15 protein-coding genes are annotated in these 14089 nt (G+C 47.3%); 8 read left to right on the forward strand and 7 right to left on the reverse strand.

The window, feature by feature from the left end; translation table 11 throughout:
* Positions 1–152: 152 nt before the first annotated feature.
* From GRF55_RS00075 to GRF55_RS00105, 7 genes are all read left to right on the forward strand, one after another.
* Positions 153–698, forward strand: coding sequence for a TIGR00730 family Rossman fold protein (locus GRF55_RS00075; RefSeq protein ID WP_220368566.1), 546 nt, complete (start codon positions 153–155; stop codon positions 696–698).
* Between the two features lie 14 nt (positions 699–712).
* Positions 713–2818, forward strand: a complete 2106-nt coding sequence (locus tag GRF55_RS00080) for a prolyl oligopeptidase family protein (protein WP_220368567.1) — start codon at positions 713–715, stop codon at positions 2816–2818.
* Positions 2819–3449: 631 nt separating this feature from the next.
* Positions 3450–3830 carry a hypothetical protein gene (locus tag GRF55_RS00085; RefSeq protein WP_220368568.1) on the forward strand — a complete coding sequence of 127 codons (381 nt, stop codon included), beginning with the start codon at positions 3450–3452 and terminating at the stop codon, positions 3828–3830.
* Between the two features lie 311 nt (positions 3831–4141).
* Positions 4142–4621 carry a hypothetical protein gene (locus GRF55_RS00090; protein ID WP_220368569.1) on the forward strand — a complete coding sequence of 160 codons (480 nt, stop codon included), beginning with the start codon at positions 4142–4144 and terminating at the stop codon, positions 4619–4621.
* 137 nt (positions 4622–4758) lie between these two features.
* The gene (locus GRF55_RS00095; protein ID WP_220368570.1) at positions 4759–5142 is read left to right on the forward strand and encodes a hypothetical protein; all 384 of its coding nucleotides are present in this window, start codon (positions 4759–4761) and stop codon (positions 5140–5142) included.
* Between the two features lie 371 nt (positions 5143–5513).
* Positions 5514–7055, forward strand: a complete 1542-nt coding sequence (locus GRF55_RS00100) for an IS1634 family transposase (protein ID WP_172774742.1) — start codon at positions 5514–5516, stop codon at positions 7053–7055.
* A gap of 210 nt (positions 7056–7265) precedes the next feature.
* Positions 7266–7694 carry a hypothetical protein gene (locus GRF55_RS00105; protein WP_220368571.1) on the forward strand — a complete coding sequence of 143 codons (429 nt, stop codon included), beginning with the start codon at positions 7266–7268 and terminating at the stop codon, positions 7692–7694.
* Between the two features lie 100 nt (positions 7695–7794).
* Here the strand turns inward: GRF55_RS00105 and GRF55_RS00110 are convergent, their stop codons facing one another.
* The 6 genes from GRF55_RS00110 to prmC form a co-directional block, all read right to left on the reverse strand.
* Positions 7795–8409 carry a hypothetical protein gene (locus GRF55_RS00110; RefSeq protein ID WP_255563804.1) on the reverse strand — a complete coding sequence of 205 codons (615 nt, stop codon included), beginning with the start codon at positions 8407–8409 and terminating at the stop codon, positions 7795–7797.
* A gap of 15 nt (positions 8410–8424) precedes the next feature.
* The gene (locus tag GRF55_RS00115; protein WP_220368572.1) at positions 8425–8841 is read right to left on the reverse strand and encodes an SRPBCC family protein; all 417 of its coding nucleotides are present in this window, start codon (positions 8839–8841) and stop codon (positions 8425–8427) included.
* A 48-nt stretch (positions 8842–8889) separates the two neighbouring features.
* Positions 8890–9522: an orotate phosphoribosyltransferase gene (gene pyrE, locus GRF55_RS00120; protein ID WP_220368573.1), complete on the reverse strand. Its 633-nt coding sequence runs from the start codon at positions 9520–9522 to the stop codon at positions 8890–8892.
* Between the two features lie 91 nt (positions 9523–9613).
* On the reverse strand, positions 9614–10327 hold the full coding sequence (locus GRF55_RS00125) for a ComF family protein (RefSeq protein ID WP_220368574.1): 714 nt from the start codon (positions 10325–10327) through the stop codon (positions 9614–9616).
* Positions 10302–10820 (reverse strand): regulatory protein RecX, encoded by a 519-nt coding sequence (locus tag GRF55_RS00130; protein ID WP_220368575.1) that lies wholly within the window; start codon positions 10818–10820, stop codon positions 10302–10304. Before GRF55_RS00130 ends, GRF55_RS00125 begins: the two co-directional genes overlap by 26 nt.
* On the reverse strand, positions 10817–11692 hold the full coding sequence (gene prmC, locus GRF55_RS00135) for a peptide chain release factor N(5)-glutamine methyltransferase (RefSeq protein ID WP_220368576.1): 876 nt from the start codon (positions 11690–11692) through the stop codon (positions 10817–10819). Before prmC ends, GRF55_RS00130 begins: the two co-directional genes overlap by 4 nt.
* Positions 11693–11786: 94 nt before the next feature.
* Here prmC and ribD point away from each other — a divergent pair, with 94 nt between their 5' ends.
* Positions 11787–12743, forward strand: coding sequence for a bifunctional diaminohydroxyphosphoribosylaminopyrimidine deaminase/5-amino-6-(5-phosphoribosylamino)uracil reductase RibD (ribD, locus tag GRF55_RS00140; protein WP_370626764.1), 957 nt, complete (start codon positions 11787–11789; stop codon positions 12741–12743).
* Here the strand turns inward: ribD and GRF55_RS00145 are convergent.
* Positions 12713–13897 carry an acyltransferase gene (locus GRF55_RS00145; RefSeq protein ID WP_220368578.1) on the reverse strand — a complete coding sequence of 395 codons (1185 nt, stop codon included), beginning with the start codon at positions 13895–13897 and terminating at the stop codon, positions 12713–12715. The two genes, ribD and GRF55_RS00145, sit on opposite strands and share 31 nt — an antisense overlap.
* Positions 13898–14089: the final 192 nt, after the last annotated feature.

Consider the following 14089-nt stretch of genomic DNA (forward strand, 5'->3'; position numbering starts at 1 on the left):
AATTGCATGTTGTGTATGTGCTGAAATTGGATTTGTGACACTGATACTTTGGTACACTTTTTTTCTTATCTGGTGTTTTACAATATAAATAAAAATGTTTTTCATTTTGTATTGCCCTCATTTATTTGTAACTTTGCCATCAAAGAAAAAAGATGAGAGTTGGAATTTTTTGTTCGGCGAACAATCAGATAGATGCCGTTTACTTTGAAAAGACGGCGGAACTGGGCAGGTGGCTGGCGCAGAACGGGCATGAAGTGGTGTTCGGCGGTTGCAATCTCGGTCTGATGGAATGCGTGGCACGGGCAGCAGTTGAAGCCGGTGGGCACACAGTGGGTGTGGTTCCAGGCATCATCGAGGAGCATGGACGCACGAGTGCGTTTGTGAGCGAGCTGGTGATGTGCAAAGACCTGAACGAGCGCAAGGCGCTGATGCTCGGACGGAGCGACGTGTTCGTCGCACTGCCGGGCGGAGTGGGCACGCTCGACGAGGTGTTCACCGTTGTTGCTTCCTACACCATTGGCTACCACCGAAAGCGCGTGGTACTGTACAATGTAAACGGCTTTTGGAACTCCCTGATAGCTTTGCTCAAGGATATGGACGGGAAAGGCGTCATCAGGGGCGACTGGCGCGCGTATATCGGTGTTGCCGACAATCTGGAGGAGCTACAACAACAGATGATGATATCTACTAACCAATAAATCAATTTTTAAGCATGAAGAAGAAAATTTGTATGCTGGCGGTATTCGCATTGCCGTTGACCGTCGGTGCTCAGAGCATTCAGTATCCTGTGACGGAAAAGGGGACGACGGTCGATACCTATTTCGGAACGGAAGTGAAAGACCCTTATCGCTGGTTGGAGGACGACCGCAGTGCGAAGACTGCGGCATGGGTAGAGGCAGAAAATGCCGTTACCGACAGCTACATCCGGAAGATTCCTTTCCGCTCGAAGTTGCTCAAACGATTGAAAGAGGTGTCTAACTACGAAAAGGTAGGCACACCGTTCAAGCGTCACGGCAAGTGGTATTTCTACAAGAACGACGGTTTGCAGAACCAGAGTGTGCTCTACGTGATGGACGAACTGGGCGGTACGCCGCGCGTGTTCCTCGACCCGAACAAACTGAGCGACGACGGAACGGTGGCTTTGAAGGGCATTTACTTCTCGCACAACGGGAAGTACATGGCTTACAGCGTGTCGCGAAGCGGTTCCGACTGGACGGAGTTTTACGTGATGGATGTCGCTACGGGGCAGCTCTTGAACGACCATGTGGAGTGGACGAAGTTTTCCGGAGCAGCGTGGTATAAGGACGGTTTCTATTATTCCACCTACGACCGCCCGACTGCCGGCAAGGAATATTCACACATCAATGAGGGGCATAAAATCTATTACCACAAAATCGGCACCCCGCAGAGCGAGGACGAACTGTTCTATCAGAACCCTGCCCACCCGAAACGCTTCTACAGCGTGAGTGTCAACGAGGAAGAGACGATGATGTTCCTCTACGAGAGTGGCGAGGGAAATGGCAACGGACTCTACGTGAGAGACTTGCGCAAGCCCAACAGCCAGTTCATCCAGATGACGTCAAACATGGACTTCGACAATAGTGTCGTGGAGATTGTCGGTGACAAAATCTATCTGTTCACCAACGACGGAGCGCCGAAAAACCGCATCATGGTGACCGACATCGCGCATCCGGGACGCAAAGACTGGAAGGTGTTTATCCCCGAAGGCGAGAATGTGCTGCAAAGTGCGGGGCTGTACGACTGGAAATGGATTCTGAAATACAGCCAGGACGCATCAACCCACATCTATCTCTATGGCGACAACGGGCAGCGCATCCGTGAAATCAAACTCCCCGGCGTCGGCTCGGCAAGCTTCAGCGGCGACAAAGACCAGAAGGAAATGTTCTATACCTTCTCAACCTTTACCGTTCCCGGAACCATCTATCGCTATGACGTGGCTCAGGACAAGAGCACACTCTACGCAGCACCGAAGGTGAACTTCAACCTGAACGGCTTCGAGAGCAAGCAAGTCTTCTTCACCAGCAAGGACGGAACGCGTGTGCCGATGTTCCTCACCTACAAGAAAGGCATGAAACTCAACGGCAACAATCCCGTCTATCTCTACGGCTACGGCGGCTTCAACCTCGGCATGTATCCCGGATTCTCTGCCACACGCATACCGTTCATTGAGAATGGCGGCATCTATGTGTTGGTCAACCTGCGCGGCGGCAACGAGTATGGAGAGGAGTGGCACCTCGCTGGAACGAAGATGCGCAAGCAGAACGTGTTCGACGACTTCATCTCGGCAGCCGAATATCTCATCGCCAATAAGTACACGAACAAGAACAAGATAGCCATCATCGGCGGTTCAAACGGCGGTCTGCTCGTCGGTGCCTGCATGACACAGCGTCCCGACCTCTTCCGCGTTGCCATCCCGCAGGTGGGTGTGATGGACATGCTGCGCTATCACAAGTTCACCATCGGTTGGAACTGGGCGCCCGACTATGGCACGAGCGAAGACTCAAAGGAAATGTTTGAATACCTGAAAGGCTATTCGCCGCTGCACAATCTGAAGAAAGGAGTCGAATATCCCGCCACGCTCGTCACCACTGCCGACCACGACGACCGCGTCGTTCCGGCACACTCGTTCAAGTTTGCTGCCACGCTGCAGGAGTGTCACAAGGGCGACCGCCCCGTGCTCATCCGCATCGACAGCAAGGCAGGCCACGGCAGTGGAAAGCCGATGAGCAAAGTGCTCGAGGAGCAAGCCGACATCTACGGCTTCATCATGTATAATCTGGGAATGAAGGTCAAGTAGTATTCCACATTATTATATATATAGGAGACACTATCCGCAATGTCACACCGTTGGCATTGCGGATATTTTTTTGTCCAAGCGGAGCGTCCATGACAGGCAAGGTTATAGCCATTTCCAGCGGAATCCATCCTCCGGATGCGACAGAAACGCTTAACCCCAATCGGTTCGTCATACATGACAATGGCCGATTTGAGTTTGATATAAGCCTCCTCCGTGAACTGTATATTTATGCAAGTACTGTATATTTATACACAAACATAAACACTTGGTTATCAATATGTTAACTTTGGGTTTCCAAAAGTGCCACTTTTGCGTTCTAAAAGTGCCACTTTTAGCGCCTAAAAGTGGCACTTTCGCACGCTGAAAGTTGAACTTTTGCAATGCCATTTCAAAACGTATGAATATGCAAAGCGAGAATATGGCATTTTTCGACAGTATAAAAAGTCCCCGGAATGGTCTTTTTGCGTCCTTTACTCCTGGGAATCTCATCTTTTTTTATTTTAACATACCCTTTTCTCATTCTTTTTTTGTATATTTGCAAAACATACAAAATTAAAGGTGTGACGTTTTGGCGGATAGCATATCCGCCCCATCCGGGATTTCCTTTTAAATGATTAAATGAAAAGCAGAGATGATACACATTAAACCTTTTGACTATATTTTTTATAGGATTGCAACATCTAAATTCTATCAAAAGTTAGATTCTAAAACACCTTATATTTGGGCTTTTGGATCATTGTCATTTTGTCAGCTATGCAATGTCTTAACAATAATTGGAATATTTCAAACTATTCACGGAAAAAATATTCTATCAATTCCAAATTTGAGTATGAAAATAGGTATTCCTTTAGGTGTTTTTAATATACTCTTTGTAACAACTGAGAAGAAATATCGGTGGCTTATTGAAAAATATAAAAATGAAGAAAACAGGACTCTCAAAGGCTGGTTTGTTATTTCTTATGTAACAATTTCCATATTAACGTTTTTAATTATTACAGATTTCTGCCTATGATATTGTCTTGAAAATTTAAATACGTTATATGAACCGCCTTCTCCTCTATATCGCCCCCCGTTCGTTCGGATATGCTATCCGAACGGGCTTAATATCAGCATTTGCAATGCGACTTTATAGACAAAACAAGCGGAAAGTTTTTGGGGATTACAATTGCCTTCCCCTTCGGACAGCGAACGTTGTTTCCCTATATTCAAAACGGTCGGATAACATATCCGCCCGAACGGGGGAACGATCCGTACAATAATCCAAAATGCTTAGAATATTGGGCAGATATGTATATGAAATTAAGCCGTTAAATGATAGTCGTTATGAAGAATTATTTCTTTTTATTTGTGTTTCTTCTGAGTATAACCTCCTGTTATCCTCCTAAAATTGTTTATGGGATAGAAGAAATATTATCTGACATGGATCAAGATTCTCTCAGAGTACAAATAATAACGGGATTTACAAGAGGTTTTTCCATTAGTCCTTACTCTACATTTCATCTTGAAATATCCAATGAAACGGGAGAAAATATCTTTATGTGCAAAAAAACAACATTGACTTTGGAAGTTCCTTCCGTTACTTTAGAATTTGAGAACAGAAGAGATTCTGTTTATCGTATTGATTCTCATAAAATGGAAAAAATATGGCTTTATTTTAGATTAGATGATTCAGAACGTCTTCTTTATAAATTTAAAATGGGTCACAAATTAAACCTAATACTTCATTTTGAAGATGTTGACGGAAAGTCTATAACCAAGCAAATTCTTTTAAAACCAATAAAGCTCATTAATCCGGTCCGTTAAAAGTTACAAAAATATTGACAAATGAGTCTCCACAATATATGAACCGCTTTCTTCTCCATATCGCCCTCTTGCTATGCGCCTTACAGGTGCATGGGAATTCTCGGTCTCCCATCAACTATGCCATTTAAATAATTGACATGATGAAAACATTATTTTATTATTGTTATTACAGAATAGCACAAGGATATCGCTTCTGTGGAGATGGTGATTATTTAGACTGGGGATACCGGATCTTATTTGCAACATTTGCTTTTATCGAAGCATCAATAGTAGTTCCTATCTCTCGTATTTTAGGTATAAAGTCATTAATAAAGAGTGGTTTTATTTTGATATTGATACCTATTATTCTGTTGTATGTGCGTACGTTTTTTATACCCATACAGTGCAAAAAACAGAAATTCGAACAATTAGAAAAACGCTATAAAAATGAAAAGCATAAAAGATTAAAAGGATGGTTAGTTACGATATATGCTATTGGTACACTTGTATTATTCATATTATCATGTGTGATTTATGCATAAATGCTTTAATGTGACAAAATCCTCCGTTCGTTCGGATATGCTATCCGAACGGGCTTAATATCAGCATTTGCAATGCGACTTTATAGACAAAACAAGCGGAAAGTTTTTGGGGATTACAAATCCCTATATTCAAAACGGTCGGATAACATATCCGCCCGAACGGGGTTATATTTAAGGGGCGATATGCCATAAATGTTTTTTGTTAAAACTCTTATTTTATGTATGATAATACGATAAACAAAATATTTAAATTATTACCTGACTTCATCACTTTTTTGCGCCATCATATAGCGCACAATGATAATCAGCGAGTTACGTAAAATTATTGGGTGGTTTGGGTGGCGCAAGCGAAAAACGTGTACCTTTGCACCATGTATGTACGCAAGAAACACAATCGTTCCGGCTCTACAAGTGTGGTAGTGGTCAGTAAAGCGAGTGGAAAGTATAAAGAAATAAAATCGTTTGGCTCCTCTACATCCGAAGAGGAAATACATTCATTATGCGATAAGGCTGCTGCATGGATACGTTCATTTGGCGGTCAGCAAGAACTTGACTTTGATGACCGCAAGGGAAAGGAAGTCGAGGAGACAGAGCGTTTCCTTAGCAATATTGACAACGTGTTGATAAACGGTACTCGGCTTCTGCTTGATCAAGTCTATGACAGCATCGGCTTCAACCGGATTCCCGATGAGATTCTGCGTCATTTGGTAATCGCAAGGGTGTCGCAGCCCAGAAGCAAACTTGCCACAGTAGATTACCTGAAGTCATATTATGATGAAGATGTTGACCTCAACCACATCTATCGCTACATGGACAAGCTCTACAATACCCAGATGGAGCTTGCGCAGCAGATTAGCGTAGAGCACACCCGGAAACTGTTCGGAGGCAAGATTGGATTGATGTTCTACGACGTGACGACGCTCTACTTTGAGACAGCACAGACGGACGTATTGCGTGAACCGGGGTTTTCAAAGGATGGAAAGACGGCAGAGTCACAGGTTATACTCGGTCTGCTTGTATCAGAAGGAGGCTACCCGCTTTCATACTCTCTGTTCAACGGCAGCCAGTATGAGGGCTTCACCATGATACCAATGATAGATGACTTCAAGCAGCGTTTCAATCTGGGGAAAGATTTTGTTGTGGTGGCAGACTCAGGCTTGATGAACAAGAACAATGTCACTTTGCTGCAGGAGGCTGGCTACAACTACATACTTGGAGCCCGCATCAAGAGCGAGAGCGCAAGCGTGAAGCAATGGATTCTCTCTTTAGAGAAGGTTGATAAAGCCTGTTACGACTACAAACGTGAGAATGGGGAAAGACTTATCGTCAGTTATTCCGACAAGCGTGCAAAGAAGGATGCCTACAACCGTGACCGCGGAATTGTCCGATTGAGAAAAGCCTATAAGACCGGACGCATCACGAAGAGTCAGGTGAACAAGCGTGGCTACAACAAGTTTCTTGAAATCAGCAAGGACATAGAAGTCGTCATCAGCGAAGAGAAGATTGCAGAGGACTGCCAGTGGGACGGACTCAAGGGCTACATCACCAATACAGACCTTGACGCCGAGCGTGTCATTGCCGAGTATCATGGACTCTGGGTGGTGGAACGTGCATTCCGTATTTCAAAAGGAACTCTGGAAATGCGTCCGATGTTTCATTTTACAGAACGTAGGATAGAGGCACATGTCTGCATTTGCTTCATCGCCTATAAGGTATATAAGGAACTGGAGCGACTCATTGCCATTAACAAGATTGGGATGAGTGTCGATAAGGTGCTTGAGGCAGCCAAAACTATCACGACAATCAGGGTAAGGATGCCTAAAAACGGGACTTACTTCACTAAGACACTCTTCTTGACGGAGAAGCACCTCGCAGTGAAACCACTTTTCGACATATCTGGCAACAAATCTTAATTTGGGTGGCGCATTGACGAAGTCAGGTGCGACTTTATAGACAAAACAAGCGGAAAGTTTTTGGGGATTACAAATCCCTATATTCAAAACGGTCGGATAACATATCCGCCCGAACGGGGTTATATTTAAGGGGCGATATGCCATAAATGTTTTTTGTTAAAACTCTTATTTTATGTATGATAATACGATAAACAAAATATTTAAATTATTATGCTCTATATTATAGATTGGATTACTTGTTGCTGCTATATGATGTTACGAAAAATTCATTATACAAAGACAGGAGCAGAAACATCAGCTGTTGCAAATACTTGTGTTATTACAGGTCTTTGGCTTATCATTATAACAGATTTAATTTTATGGATAACTTATCCATCAATACTACAACGGATTTATAGTAAATCAAATGTATATAGTCTTTCTATGATAACAATAGCTATAGGTCTTATCTATTTCCGTTATTACTATTTACGCAAAGACGCCATTTTATTAATGGAAAAACATTTTAATGAAAAAGGGCCACGCAATGTTTGGATTCTTTTTTTTATTAATTTCTTTGTTTTAATTGGGAGCATTGTGGGATGTATTATTATGGGATTATATATAAAATCGCAGGGAATCATATTTGGAGGATGGTGAGAAATATAAAAAACAAAGACAACCTCGGCAGCTACCTCAAACTATGCGCCTTACAGGTGCATGGGAATGACAGCATTGACGCTGCCGGTGGGAAAATCTATTAATGTACGTGGAGCAGTCCGAGCGGTCCGGTGGTGGTCGCATCATAGCGCGTCAGTCCGTTTCCACTGATGGAGAGTGCAAATTCCCGTTTGCAGTTGGCGCATTTCACGATGTCGTTTCCGCTAAACGACAGGGGATAGTTGCGCACGGGCAGGGCGTTGTAGTCGAAGCATTGGGGGCACTGGTTGTCGTAAGCAAAGAACACGTCGTCATAGGCGCTGTAGCCGACAATCAGTCCGTTGTTCATGCCGATGCGCTGTTCGCTGTGGTTGCGTTCATCTTCGGCATTGAAAATTTTCTCCGAGCAGTCGCCGTTGGTGTTCTCGAAGATGAAATATTTGGCGCCCGACTTCATCTGAAAGGTGATGCGGCAGAAGATGCCTTTCGCAAATGGGTTCATGGCGCTTGCCAGTGTGGCATCCTGATGCTGCATGTTGTTCAGCACAAAATTGCAATGGAAGTTGCTGTATTTGAACTCGGCATCGTCGCATGAGGTGAGTCCTATGCCGGAGCAAAGCCCCAAAACTGAGCACAGGAGGACTGTCAGCGCACGTTTTCCTGTCGTCCGCCACTGGGATGTCGGCTGGTGGGAACTTGTTGTTTTCTCAGACATGACAAATGTTTTTTCTTATTCGTAAGGAATTGCTGCCAGCATTTCCGCTATCTTGTCGATAGCTTCCTGCAGTTTTCCGCCCACCATGCCTCTGATCAGCGGGTTGAGGTCGGCCTTCAGCGTGAGCCGCATCTTGCACGACTGTTCTGTGACGGGGAGCAACTGAATCCAGAAATTGAAGTCGAGGGGCGACTGCTCTGTTTCGAACTTGATGCACTTCGGTTCCTCGCGCTCGATGATGCGTAGTGCGATTCTGCCTACTGGCGGCATGCTGACCGCCATGGTGTCTTGGTCGAACTCCATGCCCTGCACCTTTTCCTCTGGCATCCGCTCCTTGATTCGTTCGAGATTGCGCAGGTCGCTGAGCGACTGATAGACGGTTTCTTGTGCGTGGGGTATTTCCCTGACGCTGCTTTCATATTTACATTCCATGGTAATTCTCTTTGATGTTTAGGGTTTTAAGGCTTTTTGAGGGGCTTGTCATTTTTTCCATTCGGATGGGTTGGCGCGCCACTCGTTGAGCACTGCCACGTCGTTCTCGGCGATGTAGCCCGTGCGGAGAGCTTCTGCCACCACGTGCTCGTAATCGGTCAGGGTGACGAGCGGCACGTGAGCTTCTTCGAATGCCTGCGTGGCAACGGGGAAACCGTAGGTGTAGGATGCCACCATGCCGATGACTTCGCAACCGTTCTGGCGCAGTGCCTCAACCGCTTTCAGACTGCTTCCGCCAGTAGAAATCAGGTCTTCGATTACCACGACCTTCGTGCCTGCAGGCAGTTCGCCCTCGATGAGGTTCTGCATTCCGTGGTCTTTGGCTTTCGAACGCACATAGACGAAGGGCAGGTTAAGCGCGTCGGCAACGAGCGCTCCCTGTGCGATGGCGCCTGTAGCAACACCGGCAACGGCTTCAGCCTGCGGGAAATGTTCGAGCACGGCGTGCACCAACTCCAGCTTGACAAAGTTGCGCAACTCCGGGAAGGAGAGCGTTTTCCTATTGTCACAGTAGAAAGGCGACTTCCATCCGGACGCCCAGGTGAACGGGTCGTTGGGCTGCAGTTTGATGGCTTTGATGTTGAGCAGCTTGGCTGCGAAGGCTGTTTTTAAAGTTTCCATATCCGTTGTTTTTCTGATATATTGTTTTCAATGTGGTGCAAAGATACAATTCTTTTTTCTTCCGTGCGGGTGTGTGTACGTTAAAAATACTTTATGTCTTGGTAAATCCGAGTGAAAGGACGCTGATTCTTACATCCTCTGCCCGTTGCAGTTCCTTGGCACAGGCACAGACGGTGGCTCCCGAGGTGACGATGTCATCGACCACGAGCAGGTGTTTGCCGCTGATGTCTTGGTCGGGACGCAGCTGGAACACGTTCTCCACGTTCTCGTTGCGTTGCCATCGGTGCTTGTCGGTCTGGCTGCCGTCGAAGTTTTTCCTCACGACGATGCAGTCGAGGATAGGGATTCCCGTCGCGTGACTGATGCCCCGTGCGATGCGCTCGCTCTGGTTGTAGCCCCGTTCACGCTGTCTGCCTTTGGTCAGCGGAACGGGAATGATGCCGTCAATTCCTTCAAAAAATCCCTTTTCATCGAATTCTCGGGCAGTCATTTCGCCCATTCGCTCTCCGAAATCCTCGTGTCCGTGATATTTCAGGTTGTAGATGAGCCGCGCTGTTTGCGACTGCGGTTGGTAGTGGAAGAGTGCTGCCGCCTTTTCGATGCTGATTCTTCCCCAGAAAGCCTTCGCCATTTCGTTGTCGGTGGGATGGCTGGCGTGTCCGGTGCGTGCCAGGTGAAGGTTGCATGTGCCGCACAACACCTCCTCGTTCAGTCCCAATCTCCGTCCGCAGACACCGCATGCCTTTGGGCAGACCATGTCGAAAAGGCGCTGCCAGAAACTAATCCTCGTCTTCTGCGAAGTCATATTCATCGGATTCTTCGATAACTTTCATGATAACATCCATGGAAAAACCGCGCCCCAAGGCAAACTTAATCAGCTTTCCGTTGCGCTCGTAAGTGTTTTTGGCTTTGACGGAACGGGCTTTATTGCGGAGCAGTTCGCGGAGAATCTGCACATATTCGGAGTCGTCGTCCGAGCGGCTGTTGTTGCCGCCGATTCCCAGTTCGTCGAGCACACGTTGCGAGATGTCGTTGGGAATATGTTTGAGCCACAGCGCCTGTTCTATCTTTCGCCGTCCCCATTTGTTGTAACGCAGTTTGTCTTTTGCGAAAGCCCGCGTAAACCGCTCGTCGTCAACGAATTTTCCTTTGACGAGTTGTTCCATGATGCGAGCCTGTGCGGTCTCCTCCAACTCCCATTTCCGCATTTTCTCCACCATCTCGCCGCTGCAATGTTCGGCTTGCGAACAGATGGTCATGAGTTTGGCAAGCGCCTCTTGTTCCGTCATCTTTTTCATACATCAGCCGTTTTTTGTCCTTCCAGATAGTCTTTCGTGTATGTTCCTCGCACAAATCGCTGTTTGCCGAAGGTGTCGCTTTTCACGATAATATCAGTAAAACCGTGCGATAGAAGCGTTTCCTTGATGCCGTCGGAGAAGAGGGGATTGATTTCGAAGAAGACCATTCCTCCATCGTTCAGGTTTCGAGCGGCATAGTGGCTAATAAGGCGGTAGAAGTGCATCGCGTCGTTGTTGGGAGCGAAGAGTGCCAAGTGGGGTTCATACGCTAATACATTCGCCTCCATCTCGGCTTTTTCCTGCAGGGTGATATAGGGCGGATTAGACACAATAATGTCCCATTTTATCGATGAATCCGCCACTTTTTGCACATCGTTCTCCACAAATTTCACGGTCGCTCCCAGCCGTTCGGCATTCTGTTGGGCAACGAGAAGGGCATCGCGACTGATATCCCAAGCCTCGACATGGCTGCCGGGGAGTTCCAGCGCCAGTGTGACGGCGATACACCCACTGCCTGTTCCGATGTCGAGAATGGCTCGTTTCGGGGATGACTGCCCTGCGGTTTCCTTAATCCATGTGCACAACTCTTCCGTTTCCGGACGTGGAATGAGCACTGCCGGGGTCACATGGAACTGCCGTCCGTAGAAGTCAGCCTGCCCGAGAATGTATTGTACGGGTTCGTTTTTTTCCAGACGGGCGATGATTTTTTCCAATTCTTCGGTGTCGTCTGCCGATAATTGTGTAACTTTGCCACAAAGAATGTCAGCGTGGGACATGCCGAACCGCACCTCAAGCACCATCCGCAGGATAGCTTGGGTTTCCCGTTCACCGTAGAGCGGTGTGAGTCGTTGCTTCATTTCCACGTATGTCATCGTTTGCAAAATTAGGTAAAAATATCGAATTGTGAGCCCGTTCCGGCAAAGAAATGCGGTTTTCTTTGACACTCGGGACCGTCCGTTCGCTATGATGAGCAATATGGTAGAACAGCAATCAGTGGATGAAAAGTACATGCGGCGTTGCTTGCAGCTTGCCGTTTGCGGACGGGATGGTGCCCGCCCGAATCCGATGGTGGGGGCGGTCATCGTTGCTGATGGGCGCATCATCGGCGAGGGTTACCATATCCGTTGCGGTGAGGCGCATGCCGAGGTGAATGCCTTTGCGTCGGTGCAGCCTGATGATGACCATCTGCTGTCGTCCGCCACGCTCTATGTGAGCTTGGAACCGTGTTCGCATCATGGAAAAACGCCACCTTGTGCCGATTTGATTGTCCGCAAAAAGGTGCGTCGTGTGGTGGTGGGCTGTATCGATTCCTATGCGGAAGTGCAGGGAAGAGGCGTGCAGAAGTTGCGAGAGGCAGGCATTGATGTGACGGTCGGCGTGCTCGAACGGGAATGTCGGTGGCTCAACCGCCGTTTCTTTACCTTCCACCGCGAGCATCGTCCCTATATCATTCTGAAATGGGCGCAGACAGCCGATGGGTTTCTGGACTGTTGCGGTGAACCGATAGCCATCTCAACACCTTTCACACAGATGCTGGTTCATCAACTGCGGGCAACTTGTGATGCTATTCTGGTGGGACGGGTGACCGACGAGCGGGAGCATCCGCGATTGGATGTGCGTCATTGGAATGGCAGGTCGCCAGTCCGTTTCGTGCTTAGTCATCAGCATCCGATAGAGGAAATTCTCTCCACGTGCCACGAGCGGAAGTTGCAATCGTTGCTCGTCGAAGGTGGTCGGGCGACGCTCCAGTCGTTCCTCGATGCGGGTCTGTGGGATGAGGTGCGTGTGGAGACAGGCACTATGGCAGCGGGCAAAGGCACTGTGGCGCCGTTGTTGCCTGCTGAAGCTGAGCTTGTTACTGAGAAAACATATGACGGCAACACGGTCAGAACCTATTCCTCTTCTCGTCTCAGCCAGCGCTGAGTGAGGTGTTTGCGCATAGGCTCGTCATAACATTTCAAGATGATGTAAGCGGTGAGAATGCTGACGGTAATGACAGTCAGGGCTATATGCCATGTCTGCGGGAAAGTAAGTTCGTTTTTCCAAACCCATGCGTAAAAGAGATACATGAAAGGGTAGTGGACCATATAGACGGGATAGGATATGTCGCCGAGAAATTTGCAGACCTTCCGGCTGCTTCCCTCCGAAATGCTACCTGCTGCCGCGAAGCAGACAATAGCAGGGAATACCAGGAGCACGCAAAACGAATCGTAGAGACCGTTCATCCATCGGTGCTGCTCGCCACCGACATGAGGGATGGAAAACAGAATGACCAACACCAGACTGCACCACCAAAAGATTCCTTTAACCTTGATGGATTTCAAGCGACAGTGTGTGTATTTGCTTGTATTTTGCTCGTTGGCGGTATCGTTGGAATGGGCGAAAAGCCGCGACAAGAGCAGTCCCATCGAATAGGAGAACATCAAACGGAGCATACCACCCGAGAAGTTGTTACCGCCCATCGTCCAACCGACCCCTAAGCTGCCATATTCAGAGAAGCCGGTGGCGAATATGACCACTCCGATTGCAGAGAGTGCGACGAGGTAGCACAGCCAACGTGTGGAAAGCCGGCGGATAAACAAGGCATAGAGAATGTTGCCGATGTATTCGAAAAAGAGCGACCAACTGGGACCGTTCAGTGGAAACATCTCTCCATTGCCACGAACGTCGCTTGCCATTCCCGGGAAAGTGGGCAGCAGAAACATCGACAGCAACCATGCTACAGCCACCCATTGCAGGTCAATGTGTGTCCCGTTCCATGTCACGCAGCCCTGAGCCATATAGGCTATGAGACCGATGATGGCTCCCGCGACAACCATCGGGTGGAGACGGATGAGGCGTCGTTTGAAAAAATGGGTAGTGCTCATCTTTCCCCAACGGTCATCATAGGCATAGCCAATGACAAAGCCCGAAAGGACAAAAAAGAAGTCAACAGCCAGATAACCATGATTGAAGCGCTGGTCGAAGGGACTGGTAGCAAATGCTTCAAACACATGATACAACATGACCAGTAATGCTGCCACTCCGCGCAAGGCATCAAGCAGCAGATAATGGGGCTTTACCTGGAATGTTGCCATAAAAAGAATTACAAGTTGCTGTCAATTTTTGTTTGCAAAGATAACAAATATTTTCAACTTTACATAAGTTGCTCTGTCTCGGCATAAGAAATAAAAACTTTTTTTCGTTCAGTGCGCGATTTTTCGTAACTTTGTGGCGAATGCAAAATAATTATTTATGAAACATCTCTTTCTGTTATTCGCAATGAGTTG

It is taken from the genome of Prevotella sp. Rep29, from assembly GCF_019551475.1.
GTDB lineage: Bacteria > Bacteroidota > Bacteroidia > Bacteroidales > Bacteroidaceae > Prevotella.

Excerpts from the sequence above, each read along its gene's own strand:
- GRF55_RS00080 (WP_220368567.1), top strand. The coding sequence starts at position 713 with ATGAAGAAGAAAATTTGTATGCTGGCGGTATTCGCATTGCCGTTGACC.
- GRF55_RS00125 (WP_220368574.1), bottom strand. The coding sequence starts at position 10,327 with ATGACTTCGCAGAAGACGAGGATTAGTTTCTGGCAGCGCCTTTTCGAC.
- pyrE (WP_220368573.1), bottom strand. The coding sequence starts at position 9,522 with ATGGAAACTTTAAAAACAGCCTTCGCAGCCAAGCTGCTCAACATCAAA.
- GRF55_RS00110 (WP_255563804.1), bottom strand. The coding sequence starts at position 8,409 with ATGTCTGAGAAAACAACAAGTTCCCACCAGCCGACATCCCAGTGGCGG.
- GRF55_RS00085 (WP_220368568.1), top strand. The coding sequence starts at position 3,450 with ATGATACACATTAAACCTTTTGACTATATTTTTTATAGGATTGCAACA.
- GRF55_RS00090 (WP_220368569.1), top strand. The coding sequence starts at position 4,142 with ATGAAGAATTATTTCTTTTTATTTGTGTTTCTTCTGAGTATAACCTCC.
- ribD (WP_370626764.1), top strand. The coding sequence starts at position 11,787 with ATGAGCAATATGGTAGAACAGCAATCAGTGGATGAAAAGTACATGCGG.
- GRF55_RS00105 (WP_220368571.1), top strand. The coding sequence starts at position 7,266 with ATGCTCTATATTATAGATTGGATTACTTGTTGCTGCTATATGATGTTA.
- GRF55_RS00130 (WP_220368575.1), bottom strand. The coding sequence starts at position 10,820 with ATGAAAAAGATGACGGAACAAGAGGCGCTTGCCAAACTCATGACCATC.
- GRF55_RS00100 (WP_172774742.1), top strand. The coding sequence starts at position 5,514 with ATGTATGTACGCAAGAAACACAATCGTTCCGGCTCTACAAGTGTGGTA.
- GRF55_RS00075 (WP_220368566.1), top strand. The coding sequence starts at position 153 with ATGAGAGTTGGAATTTTTTGTTCGGCGAACAATCAGATAGATGCCGTT.
- prmC (WP_220368576.1), bottom strand. The coding sequence starts at position 11,692 with ATGACATACGTGGAAATGAAGCAACGACTCACACCGCTCTACGGTGAA.
- GRF55_RS00095 (WP_220368570.1), top strand. The coding sequence starts at position 4,759 with ATGATGAAAACATTATTTTATTATTGTTATTACAGAATAGCACAAGGA.
- GRF55_RS00145 (WP_220368578.1), bottom strand. The coding sequence starts at position 13,897 with ATGGCAACATTCCAGGTAAAGCCCCATTATCTGCTGCTTGATGCCTTG.
- GRF55_RS00115 (WP_220368572.1), bottom strand. The coding sequence starts at position 8,841 with ATGGAATGTAAATATGAAAGCAGCGTCAGGGAAATACCCCACGCACAA.